The 20,122-nt window shown below is 32.5% G+C and carries 10 protein-coding genes; 7 read left to right on the top strand and 3 right to left on the bottom strand.

Annotated features, from left to right (window positions below; genetic code table 11):
- Positions 1-3: 3 nt before the first annotated feature.
- The gene (locus NHF47_RS01065) at positions 4-1,776 is read right to left on the bottom strand and encodes a 1-deoxy-D-xylulose-5-phosphate synthase (RefSeq protein ID WP_252763181.1); all 1,773 of its coding nucleotides are present in this window, start codon (positions 1,774-1,776) and stop codon (positions 4-6) included.
- A 38-nt stretch (positions 1,777-1,814) separates the two neighbouring features.
- On the opposite strand from NHF47_RS01065, the gene NHF47_RS01060 reads away from it, so the two are divergent.
- From NHF47_RS01060 to NHF47_RS01035, 6 genes are all read left to right on the top strand, one after another.
- Positions 1,815-2,255, top strand: a complete 441-nt coding sequence (locus tag NHF47_RS01060) for a nucleoside deaminase (RefSeq protein ID WP_252763180.1) — start codon at positions 1,815-1,817, stop codon at positions 2,253-2,255.
- Between the two features lie 77 nt (positions 2,256-2,332).
- The gene (locus NHF47_RS01055) at positions 2,333-7,837 is read left to right on the top strand and encodes an alpha-2-macroglobulin (RefSeq protein WP_252763179.1); all 5,505 of its coding nucleotides are present in this window, start codon (positions 2,333-2,335) and stop codon (positions 7,835-7,837) included.
- Positions 7,813-10,191 (top strand): penicillin-binding protein 1C, encoded by a 2,379-nt coding sequence (gene pbpC / locus NHF47_RS01050; protein ID WP_252763178.1) that lies wholly within the window; start codon positions 7,813-7,815, stop codon positions 10,189-10,191. The genes NHF47_RS01055 and pbpC overlap by 25 nt, the downstream gene beginning before the upstream one ends.
- Before the next feature lie 71 nt (positions 10,192-10,262).
- Positions 10,263-13,175 (top strand): sensor histidine kinase, encoded by a 2,913-nt coding sequence (locus tag NHF47_RS01045; RefSeq protein ID WP_252763177.1) that lies wholly within the window; start codon positions 10,263-10,265, stop codon positions 13,173-13,175.
- A gap of 9 nt (positions 13,176-13,184) precedes the next feature.
- Positions 13,185-13,937 carry a LytTR family DNA-binding domain-containing protein gene (locus NHF47_RS01040; protein WP_252763176.1) on the top strand — a complete coding sequence of 251 codons (753 nt, stop codon included), beginning with the start codon at positions 13,185-13,187 and terminating at the stop codon, positions 13,935-13,937.
- 96 nt (positions 13,938-14,033) lie between these two features.
- Positions 14,034-16,607, top strand: a complete 2,574-nt coding sequence (locus NHF47_RS01035; protein ID WP_252763175.1) for a LamG-like jellyroll fold domain-containing protein — start codon at positions 14,034-14,036, stop codon at positions 16,605-16,607.
- Between the two features lie 172 nt (positions 16,608-16,779).
- Here NHF47_RS01035 and NHF47_RS01030 read toward each other — a convergent pair whose 3' ends face one another.
- The gene (locus tag NHF47_RS01030; protein ID WP_252763174.1) at positions 16,780-18,330 is read right to left on the bottom strand and encodes a ribonuclease E/G; all 1,551 of its coding nucleotides are present in this window, start codon (positions 18,328-18,330) and stop codon (positions 16,780-16,782) included.
- A gap of 289 nt (positions 18,331-18,619) precedes the next feature.
- A complete protein-coding gene (locus tag NHF47_RS01025) occupies positions 18,620-18,958 on the bottom strand; it encodes an HU family DNA-binding protein (RefSeq protein WP_256476717.1) in 339 nt (112 codons plus the stop codon).
- An 88-nt stretch (positions 18,959-19,046) separates the two neighbouring features.
- On the opposite strand from NHF47_RS01025, the gene mutY reads away from it, so the two are divergent.
- The gene (gene mutY / locus NHF47_RS01020; RefSeq protein ID WP_252763173.1) at positions 19,047-20,075 is read left to right on the top strand and encodes an A/G-specific adenine glycosylase; all 1,029 of its coding nucleotides are present in this window, start codon (positions 19,047-19,049) and stop codon (positions 20,073-20,075) included.
- Positions 20,076-20,122: the final 47 nt, after the last annotated feature.

The raw sequence follows: 20,122 nt of genomic DNA, 5'->3' as shown, positions 1-20,122 counted from the left end.
ATTTTAAAGTAATAAATTGATTTGGTTAGTAATATTTGTAACGTCTATTTGACAAATATGTTGTAATTCAGGAACACTTCCTTGTTCTATAAATGTATCAGGAATTCCAAGATTTACAACTGTTATAGCGTATTTTTTTTCTAAAATATAGTGATTGATAAGCGAACCAAAACCACCAATGATGCTTCCGTCTTCTATCGTTATTATCTTTTCGTATTTTTTACAAATGACGTCTAAAGCAGTAGCGTCTAAAGGCTTTATAAAAGGAAAATGAAAATGGCCAACAGCTTCTGGTTGTTTGCATAATACAATAGCCTTAGTCACATTTGTTCCAATCGTTCCTGTTGAAAGAAAAGCAATTTTTGAGCCTTCTTTTAATGCTTTGGCTTTGCCAATTTCAATTTTTTCAAAAGGTTGTTGCCACTCTATAATTTCTCCACGTCCTCTTGGATAACGAATAGCAATAGGTTGATGTAATCCTAATTGAGCGGTATACATTGCATTACGTAATTCTATTTCATTTAAAGGTGCAGCAAGGATTAAATTGGGAACGCAGCTCAAATATGCAATATCAAATACACCATGATGCGTTGCACCATCTTCACCAACTAAACCAGCACGATCTAAACAAAAAATAACTGGGAGATTTTGTAGCGCAACATCGTGAATTACTTGATCATAAGCGCGTTGTAAAAAGGTAGAATAGATATTACAAAACACAATCATACCTTGTGTTGCCATTCCGGCAGATAAGGTAACAGCATGTTGTTCTGCAATACCTACATCAAATGCTCTTTCAGGAAGAGCTTCCATCATATATTTCATGGAAGAGCCTGAAGGCATGGCAGGTGTTATACCAATTATTCTTGAGTTTTCTTTAGCTAATGTTACCAAAGTATGTCCGAATACATCTTGAAATTTGGGAGGTAATCCTTCTTCATTTTTAGGATGAATTTTACCAGTTTTAGCTTCAAACTTACCAGGAGCATGATATTTAACTTGGTCCTCTTCCGCTAATTGTAATCCTTTTCCTTTAGTGGTAATAATGTGTAAAAATTTTGGTCCTTTTACATTTTGTAGTCGCCTTAATTCTGAAAGTAATTTGGGTAAATCATGTCCGTCTATAGGACCTGAATAGTCAAAATTCAATGATTTTATAATGTTATTTTGCTTTGGATTTCTGCCTTCTTTTACCGATGTCAAATAGTTTTTTAAAGCACCCACACTAGGATCTATCCCAATGGCATTGTCATTTAAAATCACTAATAAATTCGCATTAGTAACTCCAGCATGATTTAAGCCTTCAAAAGCCATTCCACTAGCAATAGAAGCATCACCAATGACTGCAATATGCTGTTTTTCGGTTTCGTTTTTTAATAAGGACGCCATTGCCATTCCTAACGCAGCAGAAATAGAGGTTGAGGAATGTCCTACACCAAAAGTATCATAAATACTTTCACTTCTTTTTGGAAAACCAGAAATTCCATTTAAATCTCTATTGGTGTGAAAAAGTGTTCTTCTTTCGGTTAAAATTTTATGGCCGTACGCTTGATGGCCTACATCCCAGACTAATAGATCTTCAGGGGTGTTAAAAACATAATGTAAAGCAATCGTTAATTCAACAACACCTAAACTAGCACCTAAATGACCTTCTTTCTGAGAAATAATATCAATAATGAATTCACGCAACTCTTTTGCGAGTTGCGGTAATTGATTTTCAGAAAGCTTTCTTAAATCGGATGGGTTTTCTATTTGAGAAAGTAAATTTTCAGTCATGTTGCAAAAGTAATAATTGGAAATTGTAATTTTGAAAAATGGAAAAAATTTTTACAGACGAATATTTTATGAAAAAAGCCCTATTTGAAGCTGAAATTGCTTTCGAAAAGGGCGAAATACCTGTAGGTGCTGTAATTGTAGTTGATAATAAAATTATTGCAAGAGCACATAATTTAACAGAATTGCTTCATGATGTTACAGCGCATGCCGAAATGCAAGCCATTACTAGTGCGGCTAATTATTTAGGAGCAAAATACTTAAAAGATTGTACGTTGTATGTCACTTTAGAGCCTTGTCAAATGTGTGCTGGTGCATTATACTGGAGTCAAATTTCTAAAATTGTCTACGGTGCTTCTGATGAAAATAGAGGTTTTGTGAAAATGGGAACTCAATTACATCCAAAAACAACAATTGTTTCTGGAGTATTAGAAAAAGAATGTGCCCTTCTTATGCGTGCTTTTTTTCGTTTAAAGCGCTAAATTTTGTCGGATTTTTATTAAAAAAATACTATCTTTAAATTCGAAAATTCTGTATCCTTTCTTTAATACTTAAATTTATGAAAATCAATCACTTTCTGAAACTTTTTTTAGTTGTAACGCTATTGGTGTCTTGTTCTAAAGACAGTAAAGATTTTAATTCTGATCCCTCCTTATTTAAAGAATATATTTTAAATTATAGTTCGGGTATTGTTTCAGCTAAAAGTGATATTAGAATTGTTTTAGCATTTGATAATGCAGATTGGTCACCAAACAAGCAATTAGATGCAGATTTGTTTACTATAAATCCTAAGGTAGATGGAAAAGTAATAGCACTCTCTACGAATACGGTTGCTTTTGTTCCAAATGAGCATTTAGAATCCGATAAAGAATATCAAATTAGCTTTCATCTAGGTGAAATAAAAGACGTTTCAAAAGAGCTAAAGAAATTCAATTTTACTTTGAAAACCATTAAACAAGATTTTATTGTTACCACATTGGATTTACAATCTTACAGTAAAGATTATATGTACTTGAATGGTGTTTTGTCCACTAGTGATGCTTTGGAATTAGAAAAAGCAAAAAAACTGATACAAGTGAGCCAAGATGGTAAAATAGTATCCGTAAAATTTGATAAGGAGTTGAGTACGGATAAAGAATTTAAATTTGTTATCGATAGTATTCAGCGTTTTGTTGAAGATAGTAAAATACTAATTAATTGGAACGGTAAAGAAGAAGGAATAGATCAAAAAGGAACTTTAGAATTTGATATACCCGGAAAAAATAACTTTAAAATAATTAATGCTGAAGTGCAAGAAGACAACAATCAAGTCTTGTTGTTAAATTTTTCTGACCCTTTAAAAAAAGGTCAAGATTTTGATGGTCTAGTAGATGTTGAATCAGCAACAGATTTGAAATTTTCTACTGCTGGAAATTTATTGAAAGTATTTTTTAATGAACCTTTAAAAGGAGAATTATTAGTAGAAGTTTTTCAAGGAATTCAAAGTGAAGATGGCTATAAAATGAAGCAAAATTTTTCTCAAAAAGTATCCTTTGAGCAAATTAAACCTGCCGTTCGTTTTATAAAAAGTGGAACGATTTTACCAAGTTCCAATAATCTAAAAATCAATTTTGAGGCTGTTAACTTGAGTGCTGTTGATGTGAAGGTGTATAAAATTTTTAAAAATAACATTTTACAATTTCTTCAGGATAATCAAATTAACGGAAACCGAAACCTTCAAAAAGTGGCTGCTCCGATTGCGAAAGAAAAAATAATTCTAAAAACGAACAATTTAACGAATTATAGTAAATGGGGTGCTTATGCTTTAGATTTGGCTAAAATTATTTCTCCTGAACCTGGAGCTATCTATCGTGTTGAAATTACATTTAATAAAAAATATTCCTTGTACAAATGTACCTCTTCTGATGATGTAGAGCCTATGGAAGAAGACGAAACTAGAGATGATGGTGAAGTAAGAAGTACAAGTGAGTATTATTATGACGATTATTATTACGATGATTATGATTGGTACGAAAGGGAAAATCCTTGTGATAATTCGTATTATTATAGAAATAGTATTGCAACCAATGTTGTAGCTACAGATTTAGGTGTAATTGCTAAAAGAGGAGAAAATGGTTCGTATGTGTTTGCGGTTAACGATATCTTATCTACAAATCCAGTGTCTGGAGCTACTGTTGATTTATATGATTATCAACAACAAAAATTAGCTACTGTTACAACAAACGGAGAGGGTTTAGCTACAGCTGAAATAAAAAGATATGCTTATTTTGCCATTGTTACCAAAGATAATAACACCACTTACGTGAAATTAGATGAAGGACAATCGCTATCTGTCAGTAATTTTGAAGTAAATGGAGAAGCCTTACAAAAAGGACTTAAAGGATATATATATGGTGAGAGAGGAGTTTGGAGACCGGGAGACACCTTACATATTGCTTTTATGCTAAATGATAATGAAAATAAACTGGAAAAATCACACCCTATTAAATTTAAATTATCGGATCCAAGAGGGAAATTAACGTATCAAGCGGTACAAAAATATAATGAAAATAATCATTATAAATTTAAAGTCGCTACTAAAGATACTGATATTACAGGGAATTGGGAAGCAAAAATAACGGTTGGTGGAGCGAATTTCTTCAAATCCATTAAAATTGAAACGATTAAACCCAATCGATTAAAGATTAAAAATAGTTTTGCTGATGCGCAAATTTCGGGAAACAGTCCTAATAAAGGAACTTTGGAAGTGAACTGGCTTCATGGTGCAGTTGCGAAAAATTTAAAAGTGGAAATGCAAGCTAAATTCATGAAAGAGCAAACTACTTTTAAAGGATATAGTAATTTTGATTTTGATGATGAAGTCAGAGATTTTTATACAGAAGATGTAAATGTATTTTCTGGAAAAATTGATGAAAACGGAAAAACGAATGTTACTCTAAAACCTGAAATTACAAGTCAAGCACCTGGAAAACTAAAAATTGTAATGCAAACCAAAGCTTATGAGAACGGTGGCGACTTTAGTACAGATGTGGTTACAGCAAGTTTTTCTCCCTACGAAACTTATGTAGGTTTAAAAAGTCCTGAAACCAATAAATACGGTATGTTAGAAACGGATAAGACGAACCGTTTTGAAGTAGTAACACTGTCTGAAAACGGTAAACCTAAAGCGGTTAAAAAATTAGAAGTTAGAGTATATAAAGTTGAATGGAGATGGTGGTGGAATAGTGGCAGCGATAATTTATCGCGTTATAATTCGGATAATGTAACTACAGCATATAAGAACTTTACCATTTCAACGAACAGCAGTGGAAAAGGAAGTTTTCAATTCTTGGTTCCAGAAGGTGACTGGGGAAGATATTTAATTCGTGTAGTAGATCCTAATGATGGTCACGCAACAAGTACTACAGAACTAATAGATTGGCCTTATTGGTCTGGAAAGACAAAATCTGGTGATGGAGCAACAGCAAATATGCTAGTTTTTGCATCTGACAAAGAAAAATATGCAGTTGGTGAAAAAGCGATGATTTCTTTTCCATCAAGCGAAGGCGGTAGAGCTTTAATTTCTCTTGAAAACGGCTCTAAAGTGGTGCAAACGTTGTGGACAACCACTACAAAAGGAGAAACTAAAGTGGAAATCCCAGTTACTCCAGAAATGGCTCCTAATGTTTACGTTCATATTACGTTATTGAAACCACATGCCTCAACGGCTAATGATACTCCAATTCGTATGTATGGTATTGTTCCTATTGAAGTTGTAGATAAAAACACCATTTTGGAACCTCAAGTAGTGCTGCCAGATGTTTTACGTCCTGAACAAAAAGCAACTTTGAAAGTTAGTGAGAAAAACGGAAAACAAATGACCTATACTGTTGCTATAGTAGACGAAGGATTATTGGATCTAACCCGATTTAAAACGCCAAATGCTTGGGATAAATTCTATTCTAAACAAGCTTTAGGAGTGAAGACTTGGGATGTCTATGATGATGTAATTGGTGCTTATGGTGGAAAAATAAATCAAATTTTCAGTATTGGTGGTGATGAAGATTTAGGAGGTGGAAAAGCTAAAAAAGCCAACAGATTTAAACCTGTTGTAATTTATTTGGGACCTTTTAAATTGGAAAAAGGAGAAACAAAATCACATGCATTTGAAATGCCAAATTATGTAGGATCCGTTCGTACAATGGTCGTAGCTGGAGATATTACTGCGAATGCTTATGGTAGTACTGAAAAAACAACACCCGTTAGAAGTCCTTTAATGGTTTTAGCCTCCGTACCAAGAAAAATTTCGCCTAACGAAAAAATTACCTTACCAGTGACCGTTTTTGCAATGGAAAAGAATGTAAAAAATGTAACGGTTCAAGTGAAGACCAATAACGGTATTCGAATTTTAGAATCCGCAAAACAACAAGTGAGTTTTAGTTCTCCAGATGAAAAAATGGTGTATTTTAACTTAGAAGTGGGTGACGTAACAGGTATTGGTAAAATAGAAGTGGTGGCAACTTCTGGTTCAGAGAAGGCTTCATTTCCTGTGGAAGTAGATATTGTTAATCCTAATCCTGAAAGTACTGATTTTGTTGATATGGTTTTGGAACCGAATACAACAAAATCAATAACCTGGGAAACTTTTGGAGTGGTAGGTACAAATAATGCTAGGGTTGAAATTTCGTCGTTTCCAACCATCGATTTTAATAGAAGGTTAAAATATCTCATTCAATATCCACATGGTTGTGTTGAGCAAACCACATCAAGTGTGTTTCCGCAATTGTATTTAGCGGATGTAGTAGCTATTGATGAGGCACGCAAACAAAAAATACAATATAACGTGAATCAGGGAATTCAAAGGTTAGGTAGATTCCAGGTTTCCAATGGAGGCCTTGCCTATTGGCAAGGTGAAGGTACACCTGATGATTGGGGAACTTCTTATGCTGGTCATTTTATGATTGAAGCGGAGAAAAAAGGATATGTATTGCCTTCTGGTTTCAAACAAAAATGGCTATCCTATCAACAACGACAAGCCAAGCAATGGAGATACAATGCGAGTTATTATAATGATTTTGCACAAGCCTATCGTTTATACACTTTAGCTTTAGCAGGTTCAGCCGATTTAGGTTCTATGAATAGATTAAGAGAAACAGTTGGAATTTCTGACGAATCTAAATTGCGTTTAGCAGCCTGCTATGCAATTGTAGGTCAAAAAGCAGCGGCTCAAAAACTAATTGGGTCTATAGGTTCTTTCGAGTATAATCCAAGAAGTTATTATTACTATTATGGTTCGGAAGATAGAAGTAGAGCCATGTTGTTAGAAACCTATCTGTTAATGGATAATAAGACAAAAGCTTTTGAATTGGCCAATGTATTAGCTAAAAATCTTTCCTCTAACCAATATATGAGTACACAAACCACAGCTTATTCGCTTTATGCTATGTCTAAATTTGCAGTAAAAAATGGTGAAAAAGGAGTAAATGTAGGGATTAATTTTGGTGGAAAATCTGAAAATTTAGCGACACAAAAATCAGTTGTTGATAAGGCTCTTTTAGTAAATAAAGGGAAATATAGTGTTTCGGTTAAAAACAACAATAATGGTACGCTGTATGTAAGAGTTTTAAATAGCGGCGTTTTACCAATCGGCGAAGAGAAGGAAATTCAAAAGAACTTAACAGCTGCGGTTTCTTACAGAAATAAAGCCGGTGGAGCTATTAACTTTAATGCGGTTGGGCAAGGAACAGAAATTATAGGTCAGGTTACCATTAGAAATAATAGTTCAGAAAGGATAAACAACATTGCTTTAACGCAAATTGTACCTTCAGGATTTGAAATCATGAATTCTCGTTATACTGACTTTGGAAGTGAAACAGAAAATAAAGCGGATTACATCGATATTAGAGATGATAGAACCAATTTCTATTTTAATTTAGGTATAAATGAATCTAAAACGTTTACCGTTTTATTAAATGCTTCTTTCTTAGGAACCTATTATTTACCTGGAATTCAGTGTGAAGCGATGTATGATGATAATTATATTGTGAGAAACAAAGGACAGTGGATCAATATCGTAAAAGAATAATACAAAAACCAATTCGGTTTCTAAAAAAACATCCTTTTAAAACAACCATAGGAACACTTCTTGTGGTTGTTTATTATTTTTGTTTACCCAAAGTTCTTTTTGACGCGAACTACACAACCGTTATTGAAAGTGAAGAAGGTCAATTTATAGGTGCAAAAATTGCAGATGATGGTCAATGGAGATTTCCTGAAAGTGATAGTGTTCCAACTAAATTTAAAGCCTGCATTATTGCATTCGAAGATCAACATTTTTATAATCATTTTGGGTTTAATCCCATTTCAATGTACCACGCTTTTAAAGCAAATCGAAAAGCCAATAAAGTAGTTAGAGGTGGAAGTACTTTAACGCAACAAGTCATTCGTTTGCATAGAGATGGTAAAAAAAGATCGTATTTTGAAAAATTTATAGAAATTATCTTAGCTACCCGATTGGAGTTTCGCTATTCTAAAGATAAGATTTTGCAGTTATATGCAGCTCATGCACCTTTTGGGAGTAATGTAGTTGGTCTAGAAATGGCTTCATGGCGGTATTTTGGGTTGCAACCCCATCAATTATCTTGGGCAGAAGCAGCTACTTTAGCCGTTTTGCCAAATGCTCCTAGTTTGATTTATCCAGGAAAGAATCAACAAAAACTGTTACTAAAAAGAAATCGCTTATTAAAAAAATTAGTAGAAAATAGAACCATTGATCAAGAAACTTATGAGTTGTCTTTGTTAGAAGAATTGCCTCAAAAACCATTTGCGGTTCCCCAAATTGCACCCCACTTATTACAAAAAATAGCAAAAGAACACCACGGAAAAAAGCTTAAAACAACAATCCAATTAGGTGTACAAGAACGCGTAAATGATATTGTGGGTCAATATTATAATTTGTATAAACAAAATCAAGTATATAATATTGCTGTTTTAGTGGTGGAAGTAAAAACACGGAATATTATTTCTTATGTTGGTAATAGTCCCACAGACGTTGCCCATCAAAAAGATGTCGATATTATTGAAGCACCACGAAGTACAGGAAGCATTCTGAAACCCTTTTTATATGCTTCCATGTTAGATGAAGGAGAGATTTTACCATTTACTTTAATCCCTGATATTCCAACCCAAATTTCTGGATATACACCACAAAATTATGACTTATCTTATGATGGAGCCGTAGCTGCCAATAGAGCTTTAGCCCGTTCTTTAAATATTCCAGCAGTGTTGATGCTACAAGATTATTCGGTAACAAAATTTTATGAGCAATTGCAAAAATTAAAATTACGTGATGTAAATCGTCATCCTTCTAATTACGGACTTTCTTTAATTTTAGGAGGAGCTGAAACGAATCTTTGGGATTTATGTCGTTCCTATTCTTATATGTCGAGTACGCTTACTCATTACACTAAAACTCAAGATGAATTTCGAATAAATGAGTTGGCTAATTTGAATTACAATAGTGCAGTGAAAATCGATTTTGGACCTTCTAAAAAGCAAAAAAATGTCTTTAGCGCAGGAGCAATTTGGCATACCTTTAATGCAATGAAAGAGGTAAATCGACCGCAAGGGGATGAAGCCTGGCGATTTTATGACTCTTCTATTGAGTTAGCTTGGAAAACTGGAACAAGCTTTGGAGGAAGAGATGCTTGGGCTGTTGGAGTTACTCAAGATTATGTAGTAGGGGTTTGGGTAGGAAATGCGACTGGGGAAGGTCGACCGCTTTTAACAGGAGTGGAAAGTGCTGCACCTATTTTGTTTGATGTCTTTCGTTTGTTTCCTAAAGCCAATTGGTTTACCATACCGTATAATGATTTAGAAGAGAAAAAAGTATGCAAGCAATCAGGCTATTTGGCACAAGAAAATTGTATTGCACAACTACAATGGATTCCAAAAAATGAAAAAAAGACCGAGAATTGTCCGTATCATAAATTGGTTCATTTAGATAGCACCGAGCAATTTCGAGTGAATAGTTCTTGTGAAAAGGTAGACGCTATAGTCGCAAAATCTTGGTTTGTTTTGCCGCCAGTTATAGAATGGTATTACAAAAGCAAGCATGCAAATTATGTTTCACTTCCTCCATTTCGGTCTGATTGTGCTGAGGTGTCAATGGATAAGAAAATGGATTTTATATACCCAAATCCTAATAGTAAAATTATTTTAACCAAAAACTTTGAAGGGAAAACGCAACCCGTAATTTTAAAAGTAGCACATTCGAATCCTGATACGGAACTATTTTGGTACTTGAATGATACTTTTTTAGGAACTACAAAAACGTTTCATGAAAAGCAGATAATGGCCACTACTGGAACGTATATTATTACCGTTGTGGATGAATTTGGTACAGAAATAAAAAGAAAAATCACCATAGAGAAGGATTAATTTAGAAAGCCAAAACCCCTTTTCAGAAATAGCACACTAAAATTTCATATCAAAGTGCTATTTTTGATTACTTGAAAACAATTGTAAGATATAGCTTTTTGTTTTATTTTGTGGTGAACATTTTGTTTGCTCAAGACCCTATTGCTATTAAATTGAGTGAGAAAGAGGGCTTGCCAGACGTTGAGTTTTACGATATTTTAGAAGATAATGAAGGTTTTGTTTGGCTTGCTGCTGACAAAGGTTTGTATCGTTTTGATGGAAAAGAATATGCATCGTATCATCATGTAGATAAAAGAGGTCTTTCTGTTTTTGGTTTAAAATTAGATAAAAACGGACAACTTTGGTGTAATAATATATCAGGTCAGTTTTTTTATGTACAAAACAATACATTGGAACTCTTTTTAGATTTAAAAAATGAATTGAAAGGAGAATTATCTGAGTTCTTTTTTTTAGATAATACTTTATTTATTTTTTCCAATTCAATTATTTTTTCAGTTGATTTACAGACAAAGGTTCGCCAAAAGATTACTTTACCCATTTCTACAAAGTTTCCAATTATAAGAGCTCCATTTTTATTCGAAGAAGCTATTTATTTTACAGCTGACGACACGATGTTTACTATAAACAAATCAAATAATGTAGAAAAAAAGAAAGTAAACCTACCCTTTTTTGGGAGTAACATTTTTCCTAAGTTTTTCAATTTTAAAAGCAAATCCTACCTTTTACTCTATGACAACCTTCATAATAAAAACTATTTTTTTGAAATTGTTGAAAATCATTTAAAAGCTATTGCAATTCCCAAAGAATTGCAAAATAATAGAATTGTTACTATTTCAGAAAACAAAGAAGAGGTTTGGTTTTGTACTTCGAACGGGATAGTAATTATTGATGTTGATAATGATAGAGCACAATTAAAAAACGTTTTTTTTAAGAACGATTTTATTACTAAAAGTATCTTAGATAAAAATAGAACAGTTTGGGTTTCAACATTAAATAATGGCGTTTTTATAGTGCCTAATTTGCAAATTAAATCCTATGAGAATATTGTAGATGGAGAAGCTATTTCAACTGTAGAAAAGATAGCACCCACTCAAATTGCTATTGGTACAACCAAAGGGAATCTGTTTTTTATAGACTTGAAAGAGGGTAAAAAAGATAAAGTAGTAGTTGAAAAAACGAGAAAAATTGCTACTCTTTTATTTTTAAAAAATGAAAATGCACTTTTAATAAGTACAGAAGGTGGTTTTTATAGCTATTCTTTACAAACTAAAAAAATCATAACACTGGATTATTTACATAATGCGAAAGATTTACAACAAATAGGCAATTCTAATGGAATTGTTTACTCTGGTTTTGACAGAGCAACGGTATTTTATTTAGAAAATAACAGAATCAAAAAGCAAAATGAATTAAACTTTAGCAGAGCGTATCGTTCTTTTTATGATGAAAACAATAAAAAAATATATGTTTCTTATGTAGACAATCTTATTGTTTATGAGAGTGATTTTACTTCGAAAATTTTAACATATAACAACAAAAGCATTACTGCTAAAGAAATCTGTGCCACCTCTGATGGAGTGGTCTGGATAGCAACTTTTTCTGAAGGAATATTAGGTTATAAAGACGGTAAGTTTATTCATAAAATAGACACGAGTAACGGATTGAAATCGGTAGTAATTCAAGAGTTAAAGTCCGATAAGAATGCTATATGGATTGTGACCGATAAAGGAATTCAACTTTTTGATGCTGTTTCCAAAAAATTTAAACCATCTTTATTGAACGATGATGCAAATATGGGAAATGCAAAAGGTTTGATTGTTAATGATCAAAACATTCTTTTAGTAAGTCAAGAAGCTATTTTAGAAATTGAAAAGAATATTCAACCGAAAACCTATTATCCAAATGAGATCTATTTTAAATCGGTAACGATTAATGAAAAAGAGACTTTGGTTCAAGAGAATTATAATTTACCTTATGATAGTAATCGAATTAAAATTAGTTTTCATACCAATGGTTATTTTCCCGATGAAGAATTGCAATATGAATACCGATTGTTAGGCTTAAATGACCAATGGATACCTATTGAAAAGAATATCAATTTTATTAATTTTAATAGCCTTCCTTCCAATTCTTATGTTTTTGAGATTAGAGCTAAAAATGGCAATCATAAATATTTTATGTCAAAAAAAATTAGCTTTCAAATTAACCTTCCCTATTGGAAAAGATGGTGGTTTGTTTTGCTTGTTTTTTTATTTATTTTCGGAATAATCATTGTTTTTTATAGAAATAAATTAGCAATTCAAGAGAAAGAGAAGGAGCTCGCTTTACGAAATGCAAAATTTGAAAGTGAATTGGCAGTTTTAAAGTTAGAAAACTTAAAGTCACAAATGAATCCACATTTTATTTTTAATGCTTTAAATTCTATACAAGAATATATTGTTTTAAATCAAAAACATTTAGCGAGCTCTTATTTGGCAAAATTTGCCGATTTAATTCGAGCCTATTTAAATCATAGTTCGAAAGGATATATCTCATTAAAAGAGGAAATTGAATGCTTAAATATTTATTTAGAGCTTGAAAAACTTAGGTTCGAAGAGAAGTTTACTTATGTTATTGCTATTGGCGATGTAAATGAAGAAATTAAAATACCTACCATGCTTATTCAGCCTTATGTTGAAAATGCTATTAAACATGGATTATTACACAAAAAAGAGGATCGAAAGTTGCGTGTAACATTCAGGATGTTGCTAGAAGAACAAATGTTGCAATGTGTAATAATAGACAATGGAATTGGTAGAGAGAAAGCAACTCAATTGAGACAAAAAAAGCACCTTTCTTTTGCAACACAAGCGAATCAAAATCGATTGGAATTATTAAACTTTGGAAAAGAAAAAAAAATTGGAGTAACCATAGAAGATGTGTTGAACGAAAATAATGAAATTCAAGGAACGAAGGTTATTCTTTTAATACCTATTATTAAATAAAGTTAGCTTATGAAAGTCATAATTATAGATGATGAACCAAAAGCAAGAAATCTTTTGGAAATTTTAATTCAAGAAAATACGACAAAAATAGAAACGATTTTTCAAGCGGAAGATCTCTTGTCAGGTGTAAAACTTATTAAAGAGGAACGACCACATATTGTTTTTTTAGATATTGAAATGCCTCAACATTCTGGTTTAGAGATTTTGGATTTTGTAAATAAGGAAGAATTAAATTTCGAAATCATTTTTACAACTGCTTACAGTGAGTATGCTATTAAAGCTTTTCAACTAACAGCAATTGATTATTTATTGAAACCTCTTAGAGCTGAAACAGTAAAAGAAGCTATTGAAAAAGCCATACATCAAATTGGAAAATCGGAGATCAGTACTAAATTAGAAGAATTGAAAAAAAGTTTAAAATCAGCTAATTTTAATAAAATAGGATTGCCTTTTTCTGACGGCTTTAAATTTGTCAACTTTGAGGATATTATTTTATTTGAAGCTGATGGTATGTATACCAAAGTAACTACCATTAAAGAAACGGAATTATTGGTTTGTAAACCCTTACGACATTTTGTGGAAGTTTTAGAAAATCAATCTAATTTTTATAAACCACATCGTTCTTATTTAATTAATCTTAAGTATATTAAAGAATATATTAAAAAAGATGGCGGTTATATTATTATGGATAACGACGCTACAGTTTCTATAGCAAATGACAAAAAAGAAGAATTTTTAACTATCGTTCAAAATATTGGTTAATTGCTTTAGCAAGTCAAAGTCCTGTTTCAGAAAGTCATTTTACAAGTGCTTCTTTTTATCTGCAATTTTGTTCTTATAAACTATAAAATATTTATTATGAGAGCAATTTTACTTTATTCACTGCTATTTGTGGGTCTTTTTGCACAAGCTCAGTTTCCTACAAATGGTTTAGTAGCACAATACGGTTTTGATAATGGAAATCTTTTAATTGATGGTGCCAATGGTGTTAATTTAACGCAAACGGGAACTTCTATTGTAGAGATTAATGATCGATTCGAAATGTCTCCTACTAGTGCAGTAACCTTAAATACAGATTACCTAACTCGTCCAGACATTGATTTTCCTACAGTGAGTAATCTTGGAGAATACATTACCATCAGTTTTTGGGTTAAAACTACTACAAATGATGCAGATGTAAGAGTAATACTAGATGATAGTAACAGACCTGATTTTTCAACTTCAACTTGGGCAGGTTATTATATTTATTTACAAAATGGAAAAATTGGAGCTACTTTAGGAGTTCAATACAGCGGTGCTTTGTCTTACCGTAGTGGTGGTGTTTTAACCAATACATTTATTAGTGATGGTAATTGGCATCATGTAACGGTTTTTTTGTCTAGAACAGATAGTTTTGGAGGATGTTGCACCTATACCTTAAGTAATAATTTAACGATTTACATTGATGGTGTGAGTTCGGGTAATGGAGGAAATAGTCAGTCTACTGCTAATGGCTCTTTAAGTTTATTGCAGTCGCATGATACGCCTGGAAATATTACCATCGGTAATAATCGAAGTAATTCTTTGCCTGCTAATAATAGATATTTTGATGTAATTGATGATATATTAATATATAATCGAATATTAACTCCAGCAGAAGTAACAGACATTATTACATACAATAATTTTTGTTTTGCTCCGCAATCCTCTGTTCTAGCGGCTACATCAATTACCGATACAGGTGCAACTATTACAATTTCTGGTGGAGGAACTTATGATATTGCCTATCACAAATCTACAGAACCTTTTTCAAATGCAGTAACTGTTACTGGAATTACTTCAGGTTCAACTATACTAACAGGATTGGATGTTTTTACGGATTATGATGTATATGTTAGGGAACAATGTTCAAATAATACTACAGGTTGGTCGCTCCCTATAACCTTTAGAACTTTAAGAACCATAGGCTACATTTATGTGAATGCAAATGCTAGTGGAACTAATAATGGTATTTCATGGACAAATGCGTATACTAATTTAAACGATGCTTTAGCTGTTGCTCAAAACAATGAAGAAATATGGATTGCTTCAGGTACTTACACTCCAAGTGCTTCTGATAGAAATGCATCGTTTACATTAACGGCAACAAATTTAAAATTATATGGAGGATTTGCTGGTAATGAAACGCAGCTTTCTGATCGCGTTGTAGGTTCAAATGAAACAATTTTATCTGGAGATTTATTAGGAAATGACGATGCTACGATTTCTTATGTAAATGCAACTCGTACCGATAATAGTTATACAGTAGTGTCATTAGTTGGAGAAAACCCATTACTGGACGGATTAACAATTACTGCTGGACATGCTAATGCAACTTCCGGGGCAACTGAAACGAGATATGGTGGTGGAATCAATAAAAATGCTAGTATTAGAAACGTAACGCTAAACAATTGTAAACTGACTAAAAATATTGCTACTGAAGCTTCAGGTGCTATTGCTGGTGGTTATAATGTTTTTGGTGGAACAGGTAGTATGGTTATTAGTAATTGTGAGTTTTCGGAGAATTTATCAGCTATTGGTGCCGCAATTTATTCGGCAAATTTAAGTACGGCTGTAATAACTTATTCTATTTCGAATACGTTATTTAGTAAAAATAAAGCAACAAACACTAGTAGTGCAACCAATGGATTTGCAGGAAGTTCTATGTGGTTGCGTTCTTATGGTTCAGGAGCAAATATCGTTACGACTATTTCGAATTGTACCTTTGTGGATAATCTTGATGACGGAGCCAATGCAGCAATGAATAATTTGAACAGAGTAACATTGGCTTTGACAAAAAACACCAATTCCAACCATACAGCTACTATTTCGAATTGTTTGTTTTGGAATAATAAAGCGGCTTCTGGGACAACAGCAAGACCTATTGGAGGAATTATTGAAAGTGGTATTTCATCAGCAACTATAATTAATTCTACAGATGAAACCAATTTTACAGGAATTACCCTTTCAGGAGCATCAGCAAATAATAATAATTCTAATCCTTTATTTACAGATTTAGCTGGTGGAGATTATACTTTAAGTTTAGGATCACCTGCTATTGATTCTGGAGATAATGCGAGCGTAATTGGCACGACTGATTTATTAGGAAACCAAAGAATTTTTAATGCAGTTGTGGATAGAGGGGTTTATGAGTTTGGTTCTTCAGTTTTAAGTTCATCATCTTTTCAAGAGTTTACTAATTTTCAAATTTATCCTAACCCAACAACAAGTATTTTACACGTTGAGAGTTCACAAAAGATAAATGCATTAGAAGTGTATACTTTGGAAGGAAAATTAGTTTTAAAAATGAATGGGAATGTAGCGGATGTGACTTCGCTACAGAATGGATTGTATCTTATAAAAGTGATGACTCCTGAAAATGAATTTGGAGTGAAGAAATTTGTAAAACGATAATGTTGTTTTTATAGTTTTTTAAATGAAAGACCGTTATTTTAGAAAAGTAGCGGTTTTTGTTTTTTTATTTGTTAATACAACTTTCTAAGCAAAATAGCTAAGTAGACTAAGTTAGGGTGTACAAATTAGACATAAAAAAACCGCCTATCTATTTAGAAAGGCGGTTTTGTGTTTATTTAATTTGATTTCCTTGTTTATCAAAGAAATGGTATTCAAGATACGTGTAAGCGTCACGCGGTATAATTTTCACCCATTTTTTATGTTCAAAAAACCATTTTGAACGTATTGATGGAAAACCTTTTTCAAGGTAAGCTGCCACAAAAGGATGTGCATTTAATACCACCTTTTTATGGACTTTAATAATTCTTTCTAGGTCAGCCGTTATTTTGTCAATAATTAAAATAGGAGCTTCAATTTCCCCATTTTCATTTGGGTCTTCTTCTCTAGTTTTAATATTAACTTCTGGTCTAACACGTTGTCTAGTAATTTGAATTAATCCAAATTTACTAGGAGGCAAGATTTTATGTTTGGCCTTATCGTCACTCATTTCTTCTCTTAAGAAATCATAAAGCTGTTTTCTATTGTCTGCGTTTTGCATATCAATAAAATCGACCACTATAATTCCGCCCATATCTCGTAAACGTAATTGTCTTGCTATTTCAGCTGCTGCAATCATATTTACTTCTAAAGCTGTATCTTCTTGGCTTAAAGCCTTGTTGGAACGGTTACCGCTATTTACATCAATTACGTGTAAAGCTTCGGTATGTTCAATTATAAGATACGCACCTTTACTCATGGAAACGGTTTTTCCAAAGGAAGTCTTAATTTGTCTTTCTATATGATATTTCTCAAAAAGAGGAAGATCTTTCGATTGATAGTGTTTTACGATAGACACTTTATCAGGAGCTATTTCTTGCAAATAGTCCTTCGTTTGAATGTATAATTCTTCATCATCAATATGAATACTAGTAAAAGTATCATTAAAAACATCTCTTAGTATAGAGGAAGCTTTGTTTAATTCCCCTAGTACTTTTGAAGGATGATGAGCGGTTTGTAGCCTTTTACACATGGCAGACCATCTGTCTAACAACAGTTGCAGGTCTCTATCCAGTTCAGCTACTTTTTTGCCTTCGGCTACTGTTCTCACAATAACCCCAAAACCTTTTGGTCGGATGGATTGAACCAGTCTTTTTAATCGGTCTTTTTCTTCTTTAGAATCTATTTTTTGAGAAATGGACACTCTGTCTGAAAAAGGGACTAAAACAACATATCTACCTGCTAAAGAAATCTCGGAACTTATTCTAGGACCTTTAGTAGAGATAGGTTCTTTAACAACCTGAACTAAAACCGATTGATTGGCACTGAGAATATCCGTAATCATGCCATCTTTATTGATTTCAGCTTCAAAAGGAAAATTTTTGAGTGAATAATCTTTTAGTTTACCTGCGCTTACAAGTTTAATAAATTTCATCAAAGAAGGTAGGTTAGGGCCTAAATCATGATAGTGTAAAAAAGCATCTTTTTCGTAACCTAAATTTACAAATGCTGCATTTAAACCAGCAACTGGTTTTCTAATTTTGGCAATAAAAATATCACCTACACTAAAATTAGTACCTTTTTCTTCCTCTTTGTGTAATTCTATTAGTTTTCCATCTTTTAATAAGGCAAAATCTACTGCTTCTGAACCCGATCTAATAATTAACTCTTTGTTCACGCTGTACATTTTTATCTGTAAGTGTTTTCTGTTGTGTTCTAAGTAAAACTTCTAACTTGTAACATCTAACTTATTTACAGATGGATTAAACAATATTTTACAGGTATTTTACCCGATAATCAGTAGATTACTGATTAATTTCAAAGAACTTTTAAAAAAAGAAAAAGTAGTTTAAACTACTTTTTCTTTTTGTGACGGTTAGCTCTCGCTCTCTTTTTACGTTTGTGAGTCGCTACCTTATGTCTTTTTCTCTTTTTACCACTTGGCATAACGTTGTTGGTTTAGATTAATAAATGATTTATACTGCTACTTCAGTTTTCGTTTTTACGCTCTCAACAAATACTTTTGCAGGTTTAAATGCTGGAATATTGTGAGCAGGAATTTTAATCGTAGTGTTTTTTGAAATGTTTCTTCCAGTCTTTTCAGCTCTAGTTTTAATAATGAAGCTTCCAAAACCTCTTAAATATACATTATCACCTGTTTCTAATGAGTTCTTTACTTCTTCCATAAAAGTCTCTACAGTTGCTTGAACATCAGATTTTTCAAGACCTAATTTTTCAGAAATTTTAGCTACAATGTCTGCTTTCGTCATTTTCTTTCGTATTAATATTTTTATGTTCTTTTTTTGAGTTTGCAAATATATGAATTAAAAAAATAATAAATCAATCATAATTAATTAATTTTTAAGCCTTAATATTTTTATTTTTGTTGCCCAATATATAAAAATGAATTTTTCTAAGACCTTAATTGCTTGGTATTTACAAAATAAACGTAGTCTGCCATGGAGAGAAACCACAAATCCCTACTTTATTTGGCTCTCTGAAATTATTCTCCAACAAACGCGAGTGGCACAGGGAAAACCCTATTATGAAGCTTTTTTACAACGTTTCCCAACGGTGCAAGATTTAGCTTTTGCAACAGAAGAAGAAGTTTTAAAATTATGGCAAGGTTTAGGGTATTATTCTAGAGCAAGAAACCTTCATGCTACTGCAAAATATATTGTTACTGAATTGCAAGGTAAATTCCCAAATACTTACACTGACTTACTTTCTTTAAAAGGAGTAGGAGAATATACAGCTGCTGCTATTGCCTCTTTTGCTTACAATGAGCCAGTCGCTGTGGTAGATGGAAATGTGTTTAGGGTGCTTGCTCGTATATATGGATTGGAATCAGATATTGCTCAAGCCACTACAAAAAAAGAATTTCAAAAATTAGCGCAAGAGCTTTTACCTATAGATAAAGCAGCTCTTTTTAACCAAGCGATTATGGAATTTGGGGCTTTGCAATGTGTACCAAAAAATCCAGATTGTACCATTTGTGTTTTTCAAAGCAGTTGTTATGCATATCAAAAAAAGAGAGTAGATGAGTTGCCATTCAAATCAAAAAAAATAAAAATTTCACATCGTTATTTTTATTATTTAGTTCTTAGAGATGCAGCCAATCATTTTGTGATGTTAAAACGTGAAGAAAAGGGGATTTGGCATAATTTATATGAATTTACGTTGCTAGAATACGATCAAAAGCCACTTTTAAAAGAGATGGTGTCTCATATTCAAGAACAGTATCCCGTGAAAGAAATCATAGTAAAAAACGAAAAAGAGTTGCTGCATAAGTTGTCGCATCAGCATCTTCATATACATTTTATTGAAGTAGTTTTAAATACCAAGATTGAGAATGCTATTTCATTGGAAAGGGCATTGCAATTGCCGATGCCTATCGTAATCCATAATTTTATAGCCTCAAATTATTTATAAAACTTCAAAAAAAACACTATATTTGATTTATAAAATTATTATACGCC

It is taken from the genome of Flavobacterium sp. NRK F7, assembly GCF_024054195.1.
GTDB lineage: Bacteria > Bacteroidota > Bacteroidia > Flavobacteriales > Flavobacteriaceae > Flavobacterium.
Note: the sequence above shows the minus strand (reverse complement) of the source record. Positions and strands in the feature narration are given on the sequence as shown.